The sequence below is a fragment of the Pseudomonas sp. AC252 genome (assembly GCF_979258105.1).
Genome location: NZ_OZ409837.1, coordinates 3,164,907 through 3,185,949, shown reverse-complemented (window position 1 = coordinate 3,185,949; position 21,043 = coordinate 3,164,907). Strand labels below are relative to the sequence as shown.

The 21,043-nt window shown below is 59.5% G+C and carries 18 protein-coding genes; 7 read left to right on the top strand and 11 right to left on the bottom strand.

The features are described 5' to 3' along the window. Position 1 precedes the first annotated feature (1 nt). The 10 genes from ACZZZ4_RS14415 to rpsB all read right to left on the bottom strand — a co-directional run bounded on the left by ACZZZ4_RS14415 (position 2) and on the right by rpsB (position 10,486). Positions 2-505 (bottom strand): OmpH/Skp family outer membrane protein, encoded by a 504-nt coding sequence (locus ACZZZ4_RS14415; RefSeq protein ID WP_003222140.1) that lies wholly within the window; start codon positions 503-505, stop codon positions 2-4. Between the two features lie 45 nt (positions 506-550). Then, positions 551-2,941 carry an outer membrane protein assembly factor BamA gene (bamA, locus tag ACZZZ4_RS14410; protein ID WP_310406740.1) on the bottom strand — a complete coding sequence of 797 codons (2,391 nt, stop codon included), beginning with the start codon at positions 2,939-2,941 and terminating at the stop codon, positions 551-553. Between the two features lie 74 nt (positions 2,942-3,015). Beyond that, positions 3,016-4,368 carry a sigma E protease regulator RseP gene (gene rseP / locus ACZZZ4_RS14405; protein WP_463548078.1) on the bottom strand — a complete coding sequence of 451 codons (1,353 nt, stop codon included), beginning with the start codon at positions 4,366-4,368 and terminating at the stop codon, positions 3,016-3,018. Positions 4,369-4,423: 55 nt separating this feature from the next. After that, the gene (ispC, locus tag ACZZZ4_RS14400; RefSeq protein WP_039762466.1) at positions 4,424-5,614 is read right to left on the bottom strand and encodes a 1-deoxy-D-xylulose-5-phosphate reductoisomerase; all 1,191 of its coding nucleotides are present in this window, start codon (positions 5,612-5,614) and stop codon (positions 4,424-4,426) included. Further along, entirely contained in the window at positions 5,611-6,417 is an 807-nt protein-coding gene (locus ACZZZ4_RS14395) for a phosphatidate cytidylyltransferase (protein ID WP_039762465.1), read from the bottom strand. Before ACZZZ4_RS14395 ends, ispC begins: the two co-directional genes overlap by 4 nt. Next, the gene (gene uppS, locus ACZZZ4_RS14390) at positions 6,417-7,172 is read right to left on the bottom strand and encodes a polyprenyl diphosphate synthase (protein WP_463548077.1); all 756 of its coding nucleotides are present in this window, start codon (positions 7,170-7,172) and stop codon (positions 6,417-6,419) included. The genes ACZZZ4_RS14395 and uppS overlap by 1 nt, the downstream gene beginning before the upstream one ends. Positions 7,173-7,186: 14 nt before the next feature. Continuing rightward, on the bottom strand, positions 7,187-7,744 hold the full coding sequence (frr, locus tag ACZZZ4_RS14385; RefSeq protein ID WP_007954771.1) for a ribosome recycling factor: 558 nt from the start codon (positions 7,742-7,744) through the stop codon (positions 7,187-7,189). After that, positions 7,741-8,484 carry a UMP kinase gene (pyrH, locus tag ACZZZ4_RS14380; protein WP_003222124.1) on the bottom strand — a complete coding sequence of 248 codons (744 nt, stop codon included), beginning with the start codon at positions 8,482-8,484 and terminating at the stop codon, positions 7,741-7,743. The genes frr and pyrH overlap by 4 nt, the downstream gene beginning before the upstream one ends. A 210-nt stretch (positions 8,485-8,694) precedes the next feature. Next, entirely contained in the window at positions 8,695-9,558 is an 864-nt protein-coding gene (gene tsf / locus ACZZZ4_RS14375; protein WP_016771476.1) for a translation elongation factor Ts, read from the bottom strand. Between the two features lie 190 nt (positions 9,559-9,748). Further along, positions 9,749-10,486 (bottom strand): 30S ribosomal protein S2, encoded by a 738-nt coding sequence (gene rpsB / locus ACZZZ4_RS14370; RefSeq protein ID WP_003222119.1) that lies wholly within the window; start codon positions 10,484-10,486, stop codon positions 9,749-9,751. 373 nt (positions 10,487-10,859) lie between these two features. Between rpsB and map the strand changes: the two genes are divergently transcribed. The 3 genes from map (at position 10,860) to dapC (ending at position 15,806) form a co-directional block, all read left to right on the top strand. Further along, positions 10,860-11,642 (top strand): type I methionyl aminopeptidase, encoded by a 783-nt coding sequence (gene map / locus ACZZZ4_RS14365; RefSeq protein ID WP_463548076.1) that lies wholly within the window; start codon positions 10,860-10,862, stop codon positions 11,640-11,642. A gap of 40 nt (positions 11,643-11,682) precedes the next feature. Continuing rightward, entirely contained in the window at positions 11,683-14,385 is a 2,703-nt protein-coding gene (locus tag ACZZZ4_RS14360) for a [protein-PII] uridylyltransferase (protein ID WP_016771478.1), read from the top strand. Positions 14,386-14,606: 221 nt separating this feature from the next. Further along, on the top strand, positions 14,607-15,806 hold the full coding sequence (gene dapC, locus ACZZZ4_RS14355) for a succinyldiaminopimelate transaminase (protein WP_129998762.1): 1,200 nt from the start codon (positions 14,607-14,609) through the stop codon (positions 15,804-15,806). 44 nt (positions 15,807-15,850) lie between these two features. Here dapC and ACZZZ4_RS14350 read toward each other — a convergent pair whose 3' ends face one another. Next, positions 15,851-17,482: a Na+/H+ antiporter gene (locus ACZZZ4_RS14350; protein ID WP_415763520.1), complete on the bottom strand. Its 1,632-nt coding sequence runs from the start codon at positions 17,480-17,482 to the stop codon at positions 15,851-15,853. A gap of 292 nt (positions 17,483-17,774) precedes the next feature. On the opposite strand from ACZZZ4_RS14350, the gene ACZZZ4_RS14345 reads away from it, so the two are divergent. The 4 genes from ACZZZ4_RS14345 to ACZZZ4_RS14330 all read left to right on the top strand — a co-directional run bounded on the left by ACZZZ4_RS14345 (position 17,775) and on the right by ACZZZ4_RS14330 (position 20,956). Further along, positions 17,775-18,137, top strand: coding sequence for an ArsC family reductase (locus ACZZZ4_RS14345; RefSeq protein ID WP_130911686.1), 363 nt, complete (start codon positions 17,775-17,777; stop codon positions 18,135-18,137). A 31-nt stretch (positions 18,138-18,168) separates the two neighbouring features. Further along, complete coding sequence (gene dapD / locus ACZZZ4_RS14340) at positions 18,169-19,203, top strand: 2,3,4,5-tetrahydropyridine-2,6-dicarboxylate N-succinyltransferase (RefSeq protein WP_039762452.1); 1,035 nt, start codon at positions 18,169-18,171, stop codon at positions 19,201-19,203. A 185-nt stretch (positions 19,204-19,388) separates the two neighbouring features. Next, a complete protein-coding gene (locus tag ACZZZ4_RS14335) occupies positions 19,389-20,555 on the top strand; it encodes an aminotransferase class V-fold PLP-dependent enzyme (protein WP_463549278.1) in 1,167 nt (388 codons plus the stop codon). After that, positions 20,552-20,956 (top strand): SufE family protein, encoded by a 405-nt coding sequence (locus ACZZZ4_RS14330; protein ID WP_463548075.1) that lies wholly within the window; start codon positions 20,552-20,554, stop codon positions 20,954-20,956. Before ACZZZ4_RS14335 ends, ACZZZ4_RS14330 begins: the two co-directional genes overlap by 4 nt. Positions 20,957-21,043: the final 87 nt, after the last annotated feature.

Here is a 21,043-nt window from a genome sequence, read left to right as displayed (position 1 = left end):
GTTACTTCAGCTGATTCATGCGCTCGATAACCTGGCGCGTGATGTCGTACTGAGGTTTGACATCGATGACTGCGCCACGCTCGAACACCAGGTCAAAACCACCCTTCTTGATGACTTCTTCCACAGCGCTGTCCAGCTTCGGCTTCAGCTGCTTGAGCATTTCACGGTCAGCCACGGCCTTGGCTTCGTTCAGTTCCTTGGACTGGAACTGGAAGTCACGGGCCTTTTGCTTGAATTCCAGCTCCAGACGCTCACGCTCGCCCTGCTGCATCTTGTCGCCACCGGCCATCAGACGGTCCTGAATGCCTTTGGCGCTGCTTTCCAGGGTTTTCAGCTTGGTCAGTTGCGGACCGAACTTCTTCTCGGCATCCACGGCGTACTTCTTCGCCGCGTCGGATTCCAGCAGCGCCATCTGATAGTTCAGCACGGCAATTTTCATGTCGGCGAACGCCGGGCCTGCCACCAGTACGGAGGCCAGGAGAACCAATTGAGTCAACTTACGCACGATGCACTCCTACAAAATCCATTGTCGTTGTCTTGGGTCAGACGCTTAGAACGTCTGGCCGAGGGAGAATTGGAACACTTGAGTTTCAGCGTCATCCGGTTTTTTGACCGGCATCGCCAGGGCGAAGCTCAACGGTCCCAGTGCGGTGACCCAGGTCACGCCCACACCTACGGAGCTGGCCATGTTACTCAGGCTGATGTCGTTGCACTGAGTGCTGGACGTAGAACCCGCGCTAGCGTTGGTCGTCTTGTCGCACTTGGAATCGAATACGTTACCCACGTCCCAGAACACCGAGGTCCGCAGCGAACGCTGATCTTTCACGAACGGCAGCGGGAACAACACTTCAACGCCACCTTGAATCAACACGTTACCACCGAATGGCAGCGGATCCTGATCCGGGTCACGAAGAGTCCCCGTATTACCCGTTACATCTGCACCGCGGCTCGGTGTACTGCGCGGACCCAGCGTGCTGTCCTTGAAGCCACGTACGGAGTTGAAGCCACCCGCATAGTAGTTTTCATAGAACGGCAAGCCGTCGGTCGAACCGTAACCGTCGCCATAACCGAGTTCCGAGTGCAGGCGCAGGGTGTAGTTTTCAGTGATCGGCTGGAACAACTGACCACGGTAATCAAGTTTGAAGAACGACAGGTCGCTGCCAGGAAGCGTGGTTTCCAGGGTCAGGCTCTGGGAACGACCACGTGTCGGCAGTACACCTTTGTTCAGAGTCGACTCGGACCAGCCGGCCGAGGCCTTGAAGTTCAGGTAGTTGTCGCCTTCTTTTTCGACGAAATCGAAAATCTCGTCAACGGTGTAGCGACCGGTGTTGATCTTGTCCTGCTGGGCAGACAGGCCGAACGTCAGACGCGAAGTCTCGCTGATCGGGTAACCGACGTTCACGCCGGCACCGAGGCTGTCTACCGCATAGCTGGAAATATCGGCATCGAGTTCATCGTAATCGGTGGTGCGGTAGAACGCGTTGTAACCCAGGCTCACGCCATCGGCGGTCCAGTACGGGTCAACGTAACCGAAGTTGTAGCGGCTCTGGTATTCGCTGCGGGTCAGGCCAATGCTGACGCGGTTACCGGTACCGAGGAAGTTGTTCTGGGTGATCGAGCCACCGAGAATCAGACCGGCACTCTGGGCAAAACCAACGCTGGCAGTGATCGAACCGGAAGCCTGTTCTTCAACGGCGTAGTTGACGTCCACCTGGTCGTCGACACCTGGCACGGCCGGGGTTTCAACGTTGACTTCCTTGAAGAAGCCCAGACGCTCCAAACGGGTCTTGGACTGGTCGATCAGGTAGGTCGAAGCCCAGCCGCCTTCCATCTGACGCATCTCACGACGCAGCACTTCGTCCTCGGACTTGGTGTTGCCACGGAAGTTGATGCGGTTGACGTAGGCGCGCTTGCCCGGATCGACAGCGAAGAGGACGTCCACGGTGTGATCGTCATCGTGCGGCTGTGGCACGCCGTTGACGTTGGCGAAGGTGTAGCCCTCGTTACCCAGGCGACGGGTGATCAGCTCGGAAGTGGTGGTCATCAGCTTGCGCGAGAACACCTGGCCCTTCTGCACGAGCAACAGCGACTTTACCTGGTCTTCAGGGACTTTCAGGTCGCCGCTGAGCTTGACGTCACGAACGGTGTACTTCTCACCCTCGGTAACGTTCACGGTGATGTAGACGTGCTTCTTGTCCGGGGTAATCGACACCTGGGTCGAAGCGATGTCCATGTTGATATAGCCGCGGTCCAGATAGTAGGAACGCAGACGCTCCAGGTCACCGGAGAGTTTTTCGCGGGCATATTTGTCATCGTTCTTGAAGAACGACAGCCAGTTGGTGGTTTTCAGTTCGAACAGGTCGGTCAGGTCTTCCTCAGGAAAAACCGTGTTGCCTACCACGTTGATGTGCTGGATGGCGGCAACCGTACCTTCGTTGATCTTCACCTTCAGACCCACGCGGTTACGCGGCTGCGAGACCACTTCGGTATCGACGGTAGCCGAATAGCGACCCTGGGCGACGTACTGACGTTGCAGTTCGTTACGCACACCCTCGAGGGTGGCGCGCTGGAAGATCTCGCCTTCGGCCAGACCGGATTGCTTGAGGCCCTTCATCAGGTCTTCAGTAGAGATGGCTTTGTTGCCTTCGATCTCGATACTGGCGACCGATGGACGCTCGACCACGGTGATGACCAGAACGTTGCCTTCGCGGCCCAGCTGGATATCTTGAAAGAAACCGGTTTTGAACAACGCACGAGTGGATTCCACCAGGCGACGATCATCCGCCTGCTCGCCGACGTTCAACGGCAAGGCACCAAAGACGCTACCCGCGGAGACCCGCTGGAGGCCATTGACGCGAATATCAGAGATAGTGAAGGACTCGGCGTGAACTTCGGCGATCATCAATACGGTGAGAACCGCAGTTAGCAGCAGACGTTTCATGAAGTCCTTTCTTATTCCAACTGGCAATAAACAAACTGCCGCAAAATGCGGCAGATTCGCAATTCAGCGAAGCGTTACAGTCGACCCAGATCGTTGACCAGAGCAAGCAACATCACCCCGACCACCAAACTGATACCGATCTGTATCCCCCAACCTTGCACCCGATCCGACAAGGGGCGACCACGCACCCACTCGATCAGATAAAACAACAAATGCCCCCCATCCAGTACAGGAATGGGCAGCAAATTCAGAACGCCCAGGCTAATACTCAGATAAGCAAGGAAATTCAGGAAATCAGCGACGCCCGACTGGGCAGAAGCGCCCGCCACTTTAGCAATGGTTATCGGTCCACTCAAGTTTTTTACCGAGAGCTCGCCGAACAGCATTTTCTTCAGCGAATCCAGCGTCAGAATGCTCATGGTCCAAGTGCGCCGGGCGCCCTCGCCAATCGCGGCCAGCGGCCCATAACTGACCTCGCGGATCATTTCCGGCGGCCAGTCGATGGCTTTGACGCCAGCCCCCAGATAACCGCTTGGCGATTTGCTTTCGCCGCGCGTGGCCAGGGTCACAGGGACGTCGATTTGAGCACTGTCGCGCTCGACGCGCAGCATGATTTTGGTATCAGGACGCGTACGAACGGTATCGACCACTTGCTGCCAGTCCTCCAGCGGCTGGCCATCAAGCGCCAGCAAGCGATCGCCGGTTTTCAGCCCCGCCGCCTGGGCCGGGCCTTTCGGATCGAGCTCGGCAAGCACCGGTGGCAAGGCCGGACGCCAGGGACGGATACCCAGCGAGCGGATCGGATCCGGCTCGTCGGCACCTTTGAGCCAGTTGTCCAGTGCCAGCGTGCGCGGTGACTCGGCGGTCGAACCTTGCTCGCGCACCAGCAATTGAATGGCGCCGCTCTCACCGAGACGACGCACCAGCTGCAGATTGACCGCAGCCCAGCCCGACGTTGGCTCGCCATCGATCGAGACGATCTCCTGACCGGCGTTCAGACCAGCCTTGGCGGCAATGCTGCCTGATTCGACCGCGCCGATGACCGGGCGTACCTGCTCGCTGCCGAGCATCGCCAAGACCCAGAAGAACACTAACGCCAGAAGGAAGTTGGCAATCGGGCCGGCGGCAACAATGGCGATGCGCTGACGTACTGATTTGCGATTGAACGACTGATCGAGTTGATCAACCGGCACTTCGCCTTCGCGCTCGTCGAGCATTTTGACGTAGCCGCCCAGCGGAATCGCGGCGACCACGAACTCGGTGCCTTGCTTGTCGTGCCAGCGCAGCAGTGGCATGCCGAAGCCCACGGAGAACCGCAGAACCTTCACGCCACAGCGGCGCGCGACCCAGAAGTGGCCGAATTCGTGAAAGGTGACCAGCACACCCAGGGCGATCAGGGTGCCGGCAATCATATAGAGCGCGCTCATCTACTTTCTCCGCAATCCTGTTCAGTGTCGCGTGTCGCCGTTGCGTTACAAGAAACTATCGGCCGTGCCGACTCAACCAATGCTCGGCCAGCACTCGCGCTTTCGCGTCCGCCGTAAACACGGCGTCGAGGTCGTTCAGCGCTACCACCGGCTCCAGGTTCAAGACCTCCTCGATGATACTCGCGATTTCCAGGTAGCGAACCCGTCCGTCGAGAAACGCCGCCACGGCCACTTCATTGGCCGCGTTGAGCATCGCCGGCGCGCTATCACCGGCTTCGGCCGCCTGACGAGCCAAACGAAGGCAGGGGAAGCGGCTTTCATCGGGCGCCTCGAAATCCAGTCGCGCAATGGCAAACAGATCCAATGGCGGTACGCCGGAATCGATACGCTCCGGCCAGGCCAATGCGTTGGCAATCGGTGTGCGCATATCCGGATTACCCAACTGCGCCAGGACCGAGCCATCGACGTAATCGACCAGAGAGTGAATCACGCTTTGCGGATGAATCACCACTTCGACCTGAGCCGGTTTGGCATCGAACAACCAGCAGGCTTCGATCAACTCAAGGCCCTTGTTCATCATGCTTGCCGAATCCACGGAGATCTTACGCCCCATGGACCAGTTCGGATGCGCGCAAGCCTGTTCAGGCGAAACATCTGCCAGTTCGACCATCGGCGTCTGCCGGAAAGGACCGCCAGAGGCTGTGAGCAATATCCGCCGCACACCCACCGAGCTCAAGCCGCGCGCAAAATCCGCTGGCATGCACTGAAAAATCGCATTGTGTTCGCTGTCGATCGGCAGCAGCACCGAGCCGCTTTTGCGCACGGCCTGCATGAACAGAGCACCGGACATCACCAGCGCTTCCTTGTTGGCCAGCAGGATCTTCTTGCCCGCCTCGACCGCAGCCAGTGTCGGACGCAAACCCGCCGCACCGACAATGGCCGCCATGACCGCGTCGACTTCAGGCGCGGAGGCAACCTGACACAGGCCCTCCTCGCCTACGAGAACGCGAGTCGGCAAACCGGCTGCACGTAGGTCATCCTGCAAACCGCGCGCGGCGGTCACTTCAGGCACCACGGCAAATTGCGGCACATGGCGCACGCACAACGCGAACAACTCACTGAGGCGCGAGAAACCACTCAATGCAAAAACCTGATAACGCTCAGGATGACGGGCAATCACATCCAGAGTGCTCAGACCGATCGAACCGGTCGCACCCAACACGGTAATCTGCTGGGGACGACTCACGGTGCGGCCATCCAGAGCAATACGGCGAACACCGGAATGGCTGCGGTCAGGCTGTCGATGCGGTCCAGCACGCCACCATGGCCGGGCAGCAGATTACTGCTGTCCTTGATGCCGGACTGGCGCTTGAACATGCTTTCGGTAAGGTCACCGACCACGGAAATAAAGACGATCACTGCAGCGCCGATCAGGCCTTTGAGCAGCTCGGCCACGGTCCAGTCGCGTACCAGCCCGACGATCGCGGTAATCACCAGACTCAGCGCCAGACCACCGTAAACGCCTTCCCAGCTCTTGCCCGGACTGACGTGCGGCGCCAGCTTGCGCTTGCCGAACTTGCGCCCGGAGAAATAAGCACCGATATCCGCGCCCCAGACCAGCACCATCACCGCCATGATCAACCAGTTACCCAGCGGGTACTGTTTGATCTGCACCAGCCCCTGCCACGCAGGCAGCAGGATCAGCAGGCCAATCAGCAGCTTGGTCGCCGCAGTGGACCAGTGCGCACTCGAGCGTGGATAGGTCAGCACCAGATAAGTTGCAATCGCCCACCAGATCACCGATGCACCGAGCACCCAAGGCGCAAGGCCTGGCAGCACATACATGACGAACAGCATCAATGCGACCACAGCCGCAAAGCCGACGCGGAACGATTGCGCGGTGAAGCCGGCCAGACGCGCCCATTCCCAGGCACCGAGGCTCACCACCAGGCCAATGAACAGCGCGAAGCCGGCACCTTTGAGCAGGAAAAACCCGCACAGGGCAATCGGCAGCAGGATCAGTGCAGTGATGATTCGTTGTTTAAGCATTAAACCCGGGCTCCAGCTTCGACCTGTTCGCTCGTTTTACCGAAGCGACGCTGGCGCGAAGCGAAATCGGCCAGCGCGGTGCGCATGGCTTCGTGTTTGAAGTCCGGCCAGAACAGGTCGGAGAAGTACAGCTCGGCGTAGGCCAGCTGCCACAGCAGGAAGTTGCTGATGCGATGCTCGCCACCGGTGCGGATGCACAGGTCAGGCAACGGCAGGTCGCCGGTGGCCAGACAGGTCTGCAGCAGATCCGGGGTGATGTCCTCCGGGCGCAAGTGCCCGGCCTGGACTTCACGCGCCAGACGCTGCGCGGCCTGCGCGATATCCCACTGACCGCCATAGTTGGCGGCGATCTGCAGGACAAAGCGGTTGGCACCGACGGTCATGGCCTCGGCCTCGCGCATCGCCGCCTGAAGCTCAGGGTGGAAGCGCGAGCGATCGCCAATGATGCGCAGGCTGATGTTGTTGTCGTTGAGGCGCTTGGCCTCACGACGCAAGGCCTTGAAAAACAGATCCATCAAGGCGCTGACTTCATCGGCCGGGCGCTGCCAGTTTTCACTGGAAAAAGCGAACAGGGTCAGGACTTCGACCTTGGCCTCAGCGCACACCTCGATCACCGCCCGCACAGCATACACGCCCGCTTTATGCCCGGCGACACCCGGCATAAAGCGTTTTTTCGCCCAGCGATTATTGCCATCCATGATGATCGCGACATGGCGCGGCACCGCGGACGGCGCAGTCTGCTTGGTCTTGTCCATTTAAAGCTCGACCCTTATACGGCCATCAGGTCTTTTTCTTTCTCGTCCGTGGCCTTGGTGATCTGGGCCTCGGATTCTTTGGTCAGCTTGTCGATATCAGCGATGGCACGACGTTCTTCGTCTTCACTGATTTCCTTGTCCTTGACCAGTTTCTTCAGCTCGCCCAAGGCATCACGACGGATGTTGCGCACAGCAACGCGCGCGTCTTCCGCTGCGCTACGGGCCTGCTTGGTGAAACCTTTGCGCGTTTCCTCGGTGAGGGCCGGCATCGGGATCAGCAGCAACTCGCCCAGGTTGGTCGGGTTGAGGTTCAGCCCGGCGCTCTGGATCGCCTTGTCGACGGCAGCGAGCATGTTGCGCTCGAAGGCCACGACCTGCAGGGTGCGCGAATCTTTCACGGTGACGTTGGCAACGCCGCTCAGCGGAGTGTCAGTACCGTAGTAAGGCACCATGACGCTGCCGAGGATGCTCGGGTGAGCCTTGCCGGTACGAATCTGGCCGAACGCGTGGTTCAGAGATTCCAGGGATTTCTGCATACGCGCTTGGGCGTCTTTCTTGATTTCGTTGATCATTGTTGGCCTTCCTCGATCAAAGTCCCTTCAGCGCCGCCGTGCACAATGTTCAGCAGGGCGCCGGGCTTGTTCATGTTGAATACGCGCAGCGGCATCTTGTGATCGCGGCACAGGCAGATAGCAGTCAGATCCATTACGCCCAGCTTGCGATCCAGTACTTCATCATAAGTCAGATGATCGAACTTCTCGGCATGCGGGTCTTTGAACGGATCTGCGGTGTAGACGCCATCAACCTTGGTGGCCTTGAGCACAACGTCGGCGTCGATTTCGATTGCACGCAGGCAGGCTGCCGAATCCGTGGTGAAGAACGGATTACCGGTACCGGCCGCGAAGATCACGACGTCTTTGGAGTTCAGGTGGCGCATGGCTTTGCGGCGATCGTAGTGATCGGTCACACCGACCATGGAAATGGCCGACATGACGATGGCCGAGATATTGGCACGTTCCAGCGCATCGCGCATGGCCAGAGCGTTCATCACAGTGGCCAGCATGCCCATGTGGTCGCCTGTTACCCGATCCATACCGGCTTTGCTCAGGGCTTCACCGCGAAACAGGTTGCCACCGCCGATCACCAGACCGACCTGAACGCCGATGCCGACCAGTTGGCCGACTTCCAGTGCCATGCGATCCAGCACCTTCGGATCGATCCCGAACTCTTCCGAGCCCATCAGGGCCTCGCCGCTAAGCTTGAGTAGAATGCGTTTATAGCGAGCCTGATAACCACTGCCCTGCTGAGCCATTGCGAATCTCTCCTGCGGCGTATTTAAAAATTCTTTGCGAGCTGTTTACAGCTGGCGTTCACTCTAGCTTGGCGCTGCTGCAGCGCCATCGGAACATGGCTTTGTAAGTCAGTTCCGGGTGGAAACCAAATAAAAAATTGGTACCCCATCTGAAAAGAGGCTGCGCGCGTTAGCGGGCAGCCTCTTTCGGGCGACAGTTGAAAAACCGTCTTATTGCTTGGCGGCAGCCAGCTGGGCAGCAACTTCTTCAGCGAAGTTGTCGACCGGCTTCTCGATGCCTTCGCCTACTTTGAAGTAAGTGAAGGAAACGATTTCTGCGCCGGCTTTCTTGGCCAGCTCGCCAACCTTGACTTCAGGGTTCTTGACGAACGCCTGCTCGACCAGGCTCGCTTCTGCCAGGAACTTGCTGATACGGCCTTTGACCATGTTCTCAACAATGTTTTCTGGCTTGCCTTTGATCTTTTCTTCGTTCAGCTGCAGGAACACAGCCTTCTCGCGCTCGATCGCTTCGTCGGAGACTTGCGAAGGCAGCAGGAACTCAGGGTTGCTTGCAGCAACGTGCATAGCGATGTCTTTGGCCAGCTCGACGTCACCGCCTTTCAGGACAACAGCAACACCGATCTTGTTACCGTGCAGGTAAGTGCCGACAACGTCACCCTCTACGCGTACCAGACGACGGATGTTGACGTTCTCGCCGACTTTGGCAACCAGAGCTTCACGAGCCGATTCCTGAGCGGCGATCAGCGGAGCTGCGTCGGTCAGTTTTTCGTCGAAAGCTTTTTCTACGCTGGCAGCAACGAAGTTCTTGAAGTCGTCTTGCAGAGCCAGGAAGTCGGTCTGCGAGTTGACTTCCAGCAGCACGGCTGCCTTGTCATTCGATTTGATGGCGATTGCGCCTTCAGCGGCAACGTTGCCAGCTTTTTTCGCAGCCTTGATGGCGCCCGAAGCACGCATGTCATCAATGGCTTTTTCGATGTCGCCGTCAGCCTTTTCCAGGGCTTTCTTGCAATCCATCATGCCTTCGCCGGTACGCTCGCGCAGTTCTTTGACCAACGCTGCAGTAATTGCTGCCATTTTCAAATTCCTCTTGGATAGGTTTTCAACCATTCCACCCGATCGAACGGGCGTTCAATTCTTCCCGAACCACCCATGTTGGCTGCCGCACATGACAAATACAGACGTGGGCGCCGACAAATGGTTTTCGAGGTGGCAAAAAGGGGGCCAAGCCCCTTTTTGCTTACTGAGTCAACGCCAGGGGCGTCGATTACTCAGCTGCAGCCTGAGTTTCTTCAGCTGCGAATTCAACAGTACCGCCAGCAACATTGTTGCGACCGCGGATAACTGCGTCAGCCATCGAACCCATGTACAGCTGGATAGCGCGAATGGCGTCATCGTTGCCTGGGATGATGTAGTCAACGCCTTCCGGGCTGCTGTTGGTATCGACAACGCCGATGACCGGGATGCCCAGCTTGTTGGCTTCGGTGATCGCGATGCGCTCGTGGTCAACGTCGATCACGAACAGTGCGTCCGGCAGACCACCCATGTCCTTGATGCCGCCCAGCGAACGATCCAGCTTCTCAAGATCACGGGAACGCATCAGCGCTTCTTTCTTGGTCAGCTTGGCGAAAGTACCGTCTTCGGCTTGAACTTCAAGGTCACGCAGACGCTTGATGGAAGCACGAATGGTCTTGAAGTTGGTCAGCATGCCGCCCAACCAGCGGTGATCGACGTACGGCGAACCGCAACGTGCTGCTTCTTCAGCAACGATCTTGCCAGCGGAACGCTTGGTGCCGACGAACAGAATCTTGTTTTTGCCCTGGGCCAGACGCTCTACGAAAGTCAGAGCTTCGTTGAACATTGGCAGGGTTTTTTCAAGGTTGATGATGTGAATCTTGTTACGCGCGCCGAAAATGTACTTGCCCATTTTCGGATTCCAGTAACGGGTTTGGTGACCGAAGTGCACACCGGCCTTCAGCATATCGCGCATGTTGACTTGGGACATGATAGTTCCTTGATAAGTCGGGTTTGGCCTCCACGTATCCCAATGACCAACCAGAGGCATAAAGCCCAAGGCACCCAGGTCATCGTGTCGACACGTGTGTGGATTTAAGCTTTTCGGGGCATCCCCGGAAAGCGGCGCATTTTATACCACAGGGTGCGCAGAAACGGAACCCGGAATCTGTATTCGCACCAGGGACATGGGCGCAGCCCCCTTGGAATCGGCTCGATGCGCACCATTGTATAGATAGAAGCCGGACATGCAGGCGCGGATTTGCGCCTCCCGTCTGGTAGAATCGCGTTTTTCAGGGTCGCAAAATGTACGCTTGCCACCCAATTCGTATCCGTAAGCGCCGCCGAGCGCAGAGAGAGCCTGTATGACCGTCAACCTCAAAACACCCGAGGACATCGCTGGCATGCGTGTCGCCGGTAAACTGGCCGCCGATGTGCTGGAAATGATTGCCGAACATGTCAAACCGGGCGTGACCACTGATCAGCTCAACCAGATCTGCCATGACTACATCGTCAATGTGCAGCAGGCCATCCCTGCCCCGCTCAACTACAAAGGCTATCCGAAGTCGATCTGCACCTCGATCAACCATGTGGTCTGCCACGGCATCCCGAATGACAAGCCGCTGAAAAACGGCGACACGCTGAACATCGACGTCACGGTGATCAAGGACGGCTACCACGGCGACACCAGCCGCATGTTCCACGTCGGCGAAGTGCCGGTCTGGGCCGAGCGCCTGTCGCAAGTCACCCAGGAATGCATGTACAAGGCGATCGAGATCGTCAAACCCGGCTGCCGCCTTGGCGATATCGGTGAAGTGATCCAGAAGCACGCGGAAAAGAACGGCTTCTCGGTGGTGCGCGAGTTCTGCGGCCACGGCATCGGCAAGGTCTTCCACGAAGAACCGCAGATCCTGCACTACGGCCGCGCCGGCACTGGCATGGAACTGAAGGCTGGCATGACCTTCACCATCGAGCCGATGATCAACCAGGGCAAGGCTGACACCAAGGTTCTGGGCGACGGCTGGACCGCAATCACCAAGGACCGCAAGCTTTCGGCCCAGTGGGAACACACGCTGCTGGTGACCGACAGCGGCTACGAGATCTTCACCTTGCGCAGCGATGACACCATCCCGCGCATCTCGGCCTGAGACCCAGTACGTTCCCAGCCTACAGAAGGAAAGCCAATCGATGCCGCAGGTGGATCCCGAACTCTTCGACCGCGGCCAGTTCCAGGCTGAACTGGCCCTCAAAGCTAGCCCCATCGCGGCGTTCAAGAAGGCGATCCGCCAGGCCCGCGAGGTCCTCGACACGCGTTTTCGCAATGGCCGCGATATCCGCCGCCTCATCGAAGACCGCGCCTGGTTTGTCGACAACATCCTGCAAAAAGCCTGGGAGCAGTTCAACTGGAGCGAAGACGCCGACATCGCTCTGGTGGCAGTGGGCGGCTACGGTCGCGGCGAGCTGCACCCTTACTCCGACATTGATCTGCTGATCCTGCTCGACAGCGCTGACCATGAAGTTTTCCGCGATTCCATCGAGCGCTTTCTGACCCTGCTGTGGGACATCGGCCTGGAAGTCGGCCAGAGCGTGCGCTCGGTCGACGAATGCGCAGAAGAAGCCCGCGCCGACCTGACCGTGGTCACCAACCTGATGGAAAGCCGCACCATCTGCGGCCCCGAGCGTCTGCGTCAGCGCATGCTCGATGTCACCAGCACCGCGCACATGTGGCCGGCCAAGGAGTTCTTCCTCGCCAAGCGTGCCGAACAGAAAGCACGTCACCACAAATACAACGACACCGAATACAACCTTGAACCGAACGTCAAAGGCTCGCCCGGCGGCCTGCGCGATATTCAGACCATTCTGTGGGTCGCCCGCCGTCAGTACGGCACCCTGAACCTGCGCGCCCTCGCCGGCGAAGGGTTCCTGGTCGAAAGCGAAAACGCCCTGCTCGCCTCGTCGCAGGAATTCCTGTGGAAAGTGCGTTATGCCTTGCACATGCTCGCCGGTCGTTCCGAAGACCGCTTGCTGTTCGATCACCAGCGCACCATTGCCGGCCTGCTCGGTTTTGAAGGTGACGACGCCAAACAGGCGGTCGAAAACTTCATGCAGCAATACTTTCGTACAGTGATGAGCATCGCCCAGTTGAGCGACCTGATCATCCAGCACTTCGAGGAAGTCATCCTCGCCCCGGAAGACGAAGCGCCGCCACAACCGATTAATTCGCGCTTCCAGCTGCATGACGGCTACATCGAAGCGCGCAATGACAACGTGTTCAGGCGCACGCCGTTCGCCATGCTGGAAATTTTCGTGCTGATGGCCCAGCAGCCGGAAATCAAAGGGGTGCGCGCCGACACCATTCGTCTGCTGCGCGAACACCGGCACCTGATCGACGACAACTTCCGCAACGATATCCGCAACACCAGCCTGTTCATCGAATTGTTCAAGTGCAAGATCGGCATCCACCGCAATCTGCGGCGGATGAACCGTTACGGCATTCTCGGGCGCTATCTGCCGGAGTTCGGCTTTATCGTCGGGCAGATGCAGCACGACCTGTTCCACATTTATACCGTCGATGCGCACACGCTGAACCTGATCAAACACCTGCGCAAACTGCAGTACACCCAGGTCTCGGAGAAATTTCCGCTGGCCGCCAAGCTCATGGCCAAACTGCCCAAGCCTGAACTGATCTACATGGCCGGCCTGTACCACGACATCGGCAAGGGCCGGCACGGCGATCACTCGGAGATCGGCGCAGTCGATGCCGAAGCGTTCTGCCAGCGTCACCAGTTGCCGGTGTGGGACAGCCGCCTGATCGTCTGGCTGGTGCAGAACCACCTGGTGATGTCCACCACTGCGCAGCGCAAGGATCTGTCCGACCCACAGGTGATCCACGATTTCGCCCAGGCGGTCGGCGATGAAACCCGCCTCGACTACCTCTACGTGCTGACCGTGGCCGACATCAATGCGACTAACCCGACGCTGTGGAATTCATGGCGCGCCAGCCTGTTGCGCCAGCTCTACACCGAAACCAAACGGGCCCTGCGCCGCGGTCTGGAAAATCCGGTGGACCGCGAAGAACAGATCCGTCAGACGCAAAGCGCGGCGCTGGACATCCTCGTGCGCGGCGGTACCGACCCGGACGATGTCGAGCAGCTGTGGGCGCAATTGGGCGATGACTATTTTCTGCGTCATACCGCCGGCGATGTAGCCTGGCACAGCGATGCGATCCTGCAGCAACCGGTCGATGGCGGGCCGCTGGTGCTGATCAAGGAAACCACCCAGCGCGAGTTCGAGGGCGGCACGCAGATCTTCATTTATGCGCCGGACCAGCACGACTTCTTCGCCGTGACCGTGGCCGCGATGGACCAGCTCAACCTGAACATTCACGACGCCCGGGTCATTACCTCGAGCAGCCAGTTCACCCTCGACACCTACATCGTGCTCGACAACGAAGGCGAATCGATCGGCGACAACCCGGCGCGGATCAAGCAGATCCGCGAAGGTCTGACCGAAGCTCTGCGCAACCCGGACGATTACCCGACGATCATCCAGCGCCGCGTGCCGCGCCAGCTCAAGCATTTTGCCTTTGCGCCGCAGGTCACCATTCACAACGATGCCCAGCGTCCGGTAACCGTGCTGGAACTCACGGCCCCCGACCGGCCGGGCCTGCTGGCGCGGGTCGGGGGGATTTTCCTCGAGTTCGACCTGTCGCTGCAAAACGCCAAGATTGCGACCCTGGGCGAACGCGTGGAAGACGTGTTCTTCATCACCGACGCGCACAACCAGCCGCTGTCCGATCCGCTGCTGTGCAGCCGTTTGCAGGATGCGATCGTCGAGCAACTGAGCGTCAATCAGGAACCGGATATCAAACTTTCGCGGATCAGTATCTGAATCACCCGTTTATCCCTGTGAATGCAGCCCATGCTTTCCTCCGGTACATACAATCCCCTGTGGCGAGGGGATTTATCCCCGTTCGGCTGCGAAGCAGTCGTGAAACCTGTGTATGCGGACATTCAGTTGAACCGCAGTGAATGGTTTGGCGGCCGCTGCGCAGCCCAACGGGGATAAATCCCTCGCCACAGAAAGCTCTTGAGCATTTAAAAGAGGCCCCCATGAACAACGCTCTGAACCAGCTCCAGCCGTACCCGTTCGAAAAGCTCCGCGCCCTGCTCGGCAGCGTTACGCCGAACCCGGACAAACGCCCGATCGCCCTGTCGATCGGCGAGCCGAAACACCGTTCGCCGAGTTTTGTCGCCGAAGCGCTGGCGAATAATCTGGATCAGATGGCCGTGTACCCGACCACTCTCGGCATTCCGGCTCTGCGCGAAGCCATCGCCGGCTGGTGCGAGCGGCGCTTCGGTGTGCCGAACGGCTGGATCGATCCGGCGCGCAATGTGCTGCCGGTCAACGGCACTCGTGAAGCGCTGTTCGCCTTCACCCAGACCGTGGTCAATCGTGGCGACGATGCGCTGGTGGTCAGCCCCAACCCGTTCTATCAGATCTACGAAGGTGCGGCGTTCCTCGCCGGGGCCAAGCCGCATTACCTGCCGTGCCTGGATGAAAACGGCTTCAACCCGGACTTCGACGCAGTAGCGCCGCAGATCTGGCAGCGCTGCCAGATTCTGTTCCTGTGCTCGCCGGGCAATCCGACCGGCGCACTGATTCCGGTCGAGACCCTGAAGAAGCTGATCGCCCTGGCTGATCAGTACGACTTCGTGATTGCCGCCGACGAGTGTTACAGCGAACTGTACTTCGACGAGCAAACCCCACCGCCGGGCCTGCTCAGCGCCTGCGTCGAACTGGGTCGCAATGACTTCAAGCGCTGCGTGGTCTTCCACAGTCTGTCCAAGCGCTCCAACCTGCCGGGTCTGCGTTCAGGCTTCGTTGCCGGCGATGCCGACATCCTCAAGGGTTTCCTGCTCTATCGCACTTACCACGGCTGCGCGATGCCTGTGCAAACCCAACTGGCCAGCGTCGCCGCGTGGAATGACGAAGTGCACGTGCGCGCTAACCGTGCGCTGTATCGCGAGAAATTTGATGCAGTGTTGAACATTCTCAGCCCGGTGCTGGACGTGCAACGCCCGGATGGCAGCTTCTATCTGTGGCCGAATGTAAAAGGCGATGACGCGGCGTTCTGCCGTGATCTGTTCGAGCAGGAGCATGTGACCGTTGTGCCGGGCTCGTACCTGTCTCGCGATGTCGATGGCGTCAATCCGGGTGCGGGCCGTGTGCGCATGGCGCTGGTTGCGCCGCTGGCTGAGTGCGTTGAAGCCGCCGAACGGATTCGTGATTTCATCACCCGCCAGAAGTGATTGCGGAGCGCTTGCGGCAGCCACTGCTGCAAGCGCTCAAGCGGTTATTTGACCTGCCCCAGATTGGCCTCGCTCAAATCCAGTTCCCCGAGCACTTCTCGCAACACGTCATCACCGATCTGGTGCTGACGGCTCAGACTGTAAAGCTCAAGACGCTGCGCGCGCAGTGCTTTCAAGCGCAAACGCCGTTCAAGCAGATCCATCTGGAATGCCAGCGCCTGGGCTTCGGCGGAATCGTTGAACACATCAAGTTGATGGCGATATTCGGACATGATCCGCGCCTTGAGCTCTGCTGCCAGCGCCGCTTGAGCGGCATCCTGTGGGACCACTTCTTCGCTTTCCAGCGAGTGAATCGCCGCTTCGGCAGTCTTGCGCCAAGCGTCGCGCACTTCCTGACGACGCTTGTCGTCGGGACTTTTGTCGATGCCGCGCAGCAGCAAGGGCAGCGCGATACAGGCCGAGACCAGCGACAGCAGAATCACCCCGGCAGCAATGAAAATCAGCAAGTCGCGTTCAGGAAAAGCCTCGGCGCCGATCAGCATCGGCACCGACATCACGCCCGCCAGCGTCACCGCCCCGCGCACACCGCCCACCGTCAGCAACCAGCATGAACGCGCCGTCGGCACTTGCGTCAGCTCACCCTTGCCGCGCACTCGGCGCAGCAACACCGACAAGCGCCAGATGCTCTGCACCCAGATGAAGCGCAGCAGCACCAGCGCAACGAAAATCGCCAGTACATCGAGGCAGCGGTAGAACAGGGTCGGCCACAGCGTCGGTTCGTGGCTGACCACGGCCTTGATAATGTCTGGCAACTGCAGGCCGAGCAGCAAGAAGATCAAGCCATTGAAGGCAAATTCGAGCAGCGCCCAGACACTGCGGTTGAGCAAGCGTGTGCTGGTCTGGCGTGGCAACAGGTCGAGCCAGCTCTGCATCATCCCTGCCGCTACCGCCGAGAGAATCCCTGAAGCGCCCAAACGTTCGGCCAATACGTAAGCGGCGAACGGCAGCAGCAACATGAACACCACGTGAGTGGCCGGATCGTCCCAGCCCCGGGCGATCATCCACGCGCGCAGGCGCCCGACCAGCCAGCTCAACGCCACGCCGACCGCCAGACCACCCAGCGCCACCGCGACGAACGTCAGGCTGGCATTGGTCAGTGAGAACACGCCTGTGACCGCCGCAGCGAGGGCGAACTTGAAGGTCACCAGGCCCGAGGCGTCATTCATCAGCGCCTCGCCTTGCAGCATGTGCATCAGCGGCGTTGGCAAGCGGTTCTGCGAAATCGCCGAAACTGCGACGGCGTCGGTCGGCGACAAAACCGCTGCCAAAGCAAAGGCCACCGGCAACGGAATCGTCGGCAACAGCCAATGAATGAAATAACCGGCGCCGACTACGGTGAACAGAACAAGGCCGACGGCCAGGGTCAGGATCGGCCCGCGCAGTTGCCAGAGTGCGCGTTTGGGCATGCGCCAGCCATCGGAAAACAGCAGCGGCGGCAGGAACAGAAACAGGAACAACTCGGGATCGAGGGCGACGTGCAGGCCCAAAGTCGGCCAGGCGAGCAAGGCACCGGCGGCGATTTGCACCAGCGGCAACGGTAGCGGGATGACCCGCCCGACCAGGCGCGAGAGGCTGACCAGCATCAGCAGGATCAGGACGGTGTAAGCAGTTTGCATAAAACCAGAATCTCAGGCGATCGACAGCGTTGAACTGCCATATTAGCGCCTTAGGCTGTGGCTGACCGTTGCACATACGTCGCACGCCTGGACGCCGGACTAAATGTGGGAGCGAGCTTGCTCGCGAATGCAGTGTGTCATTCAGCACAGAAGTTGACTGACAGGCCCCGTTCGCGAGCAAGCTCGCTCCCACAGGTTTTACAGCGTTACGACAACCGTGGCCGACGAAACCGTCCGGTCATGGCATAATCCGTCACCATTTTTTCCCAGCACCTGTAAAGGGGGCGATTCCTTGGCCGTTTCAAGTAAAACGTTGCACCTTTTCGGCATCAAAGCCTGCGACACCATGAAAAAGGCGCGCACCTGGCTTGATGAACACGCTGTCAGCTATGACTTTCACGATTACAAGACCGCCGGCATTGACCGTGAGCACCTGAGCCAATGGTGCGACGAGCACGGCTGGCAAACCGTGTTGAACCGCGCCGGCACGACCTTTCGCAAACTCGACGACGAACGCAAAGCCGATCTCGACCAGTCGAAAGCCATCGAACTGATGCTCGCGCAACCCTCGATGATCAAGCGCCCGGTGCTCGATCTCGGTGACCGAACCCTGATTGGCTTCAAGCCAGATATCTACGCGGCTGCTCTGAAGTAAGCAGCCCGTCACTCTTTGTAGAGGTATTCACATGTCCAATTCCCTGTTCAGCATCGCCTTTGGTGTCGGCACCCAGAACCGTCAAGGCGCATGGCTGGAAGTTTTCTACGCACAGCCACTGCTCAATCCTTCGGCCGAACTGGTCGCGGCTGTTGCACCGATCCTCGGTTACAGCGAAGGCAACCAGGCCATCACCTTCACCACCGCCCAGGCTGCGCAACTGGCAGAAGCCGTGAAAGGCATCGACGCCGTGCAAGGCAAGCTCCTGACCCGCCTGGCCGAAAGCCACAAGCCGCTGGTCGCCACTTTGCTGGCCGAAGACGCGCAACTGACCTCCACGCCTGAGGCCTACCTCAAGCTGCATCTGCTGTCGCACCGTCTGGTCAAGCCGCACGGCGTCAGCCTCGCCGGTATCTTCCCGCTGCTGCCGAACGTGGCGTGGACCAGCCAGGGCGCGATCGACCTGAGCGAACTGGCGGAAATGCAACTCGAAGCACGCCTGCGCGGCGAGCTGCTGGAAGTGTTCTCGGTGGACAAGTTCCCGAAAATGACCGACTACGTAGTACCGGCCGGCGTGCGTATCGCTGATGCGGCACGTCTGCGTCTGGGCGCTTATGTCGGCGAAGGCACCACCGTCATGCACGAAGGTTTCATCAACTTCAACGCCGGCACCGAAGGCCCGGGCATGATCGAAGGCCGCGTTTCCGCTGGCGTCTTCGTCGGCAAGGGTTCGGACCTGGGCGGCGGTTGCTCGACCATGGGCACCCTGTCGGGCGGCGGCAACATCGTGATCAAGGTCGGCGAAGGCTGCCTGATCGGCGCCAACGCCGGTATCGGCATTCCGCTGGGCGACCGCAACACTGTGGAATCGGGCCTGTACGTGACCGCTGGCACCAAGGTTGCGCTGCTCGACGAAAACAACAATCTGGTCAAGGTGGTGAAGGCGCGTGAATTGGCCGGTCAGACTGACCTGCTGTTCCGTCGCAATTCGGAAACCGGTGCTGTGGAGTGCAAAACCCACAAATCGGCGATCGAACTGAACGAAGCGCTGCACGCTCACAACTAAGCGCCTGGACGATCGATTGTAGGGTGAGCCTGCTCGCGATAGCGGTGTATCAGTTACCGGATACGTTGACTGACACACCGTCATCGCGAGCAGGCTCACTCCTACAGGTTTGGCGTACACCCCGCCCAATTTCACAGGGCTGAACTCATGATGATCCCCTCCCCTGGCGCGCCGATTTCCCGGCCATCGCCGCTCTGCAACGGCAAGACCAGACCTATCTGGACAGCGCCGCCACCACGCAAAAACCACAAGCCCTACTTGACGCACTGACGCATTACTACGCCAACGGCGCGGCCAATGTACATCGTGCGCAACACCTGCCCGGTGCCCACGCGACACAAGCGTTCGAAGACAGTCGGCGCAAGGTTGGCCAATGGCTGAATGCCGGTGACAGCGGGCAAATCATCTTCACGCATGGTGCCACCAGCGCGCTGAATCTGCTGGCTTATGGTCTGGAGCCTCTGTTTCAGCCGGGCGATGAGATTGTCATCAGCGCTCTGGAGCATCACGCCAACCTGCTGCCGTGGCAGCAACTGGCGCAACGCCGTCAGCTGAAACTGGTGATCCTGCCGCTGGATGCCGACGGCCTGATCGACCTCGCGGCTGCCGTGCATCTGATCGGCCCGCGCACACGTTTGTTGGCGGTCAGCCAGTTGTCCAACGTGCTTGGCGCCTGGCAGCCATTGACCGCTTTGCTCGGCATGGCCAAGGCGCAGAACGCGCTCACGGTAGTCGATGGCGCGCAAGGTGTGGTGCACGGCCGGCATGATGTGCAGGCGCTGGGTTGCGACTTCTATGTGTTTTCCAGCCACAAGCTCTACGGCCCGGATGGTCTGGGCGTGCTGTTCGGGCGCAACGCTGCGCTGGAGCGATTGCAGCATTGGCAGTTCGGCGGCGAGATGGTGCTCGACGCCAACTATCAGGATTCGCGCTTCCGGCCGGCGCCTTTGGGGTTCGAGGCGGGCACACCGCCGATCGCCAGCGTCATCGGCCTCGGAGCAACCCTCGACTACTTGGCCGGTCTGGATCAGGACGCCGTATCTGCCCACGAAGCGGCACTGCACGACTATCTGCTGCACGGCCTCGCCGCACGCAATGGCATTCGCCTGCTCAGCAAGCCGCAATTGGCGCTGGCCAGTTTTGTCGTCGAAGGCGTGCACAACGCCGATCTTGCGCACTTGCTGACCGAACAAGGCATTGCCGTGCGTGCGGGGCATCACTGCGCCATGCCGCTGATGAAGAGCTTCGAACTGGCCGGCGCGATTCGCGTGTCGCTGGCGCTGTATAACGATTCGGAAGATCTGGAGCGCTTTTTCGAGGCGCTGGATCAGGCGCTGGAGATGTTGCGATGAGCCTGTCGGTGGAAGCGGCTGAGGCGCTGCAGATCTTTCAGAACGCGGCTGGCTGGGAACAGCGGGCGCGGCTGCTGATGCAGTTTGGCGATCGCTTGCCGGCGTTGGATGACACTGAAAAGTGCGAGGCCAATCGGGTGCATGGTTGTGAGAGCCAGGTGTGGCTGGTCGGTGATTTGCGCGACGGTCATTGGCAGTTCAAGGCGAGCAGCGATGCGCGGATGATTCGCGGATTGGTGGCGTTGTTGCTGTTGCGGGTCAACGGGTTGTCGGCGGCGGAGTTGCAGCAGGTGGATTTGCCGGAGTGGTTTAATCAGCTCGGCCTTTCGCGCCAGCTATCGCCGTCGCGCAGCAATGGCCTGAATGCTGTGCTCCAGCGGATGAATGAGCTGGCGCGCTAATCGCCTTCGCGAGCAGGCTCACTCCTACAATTTGAAATGAATTCCCCTGTAGGAGCGAGCCTGCTCGCGAAGAGGCCAGCAGCCCCA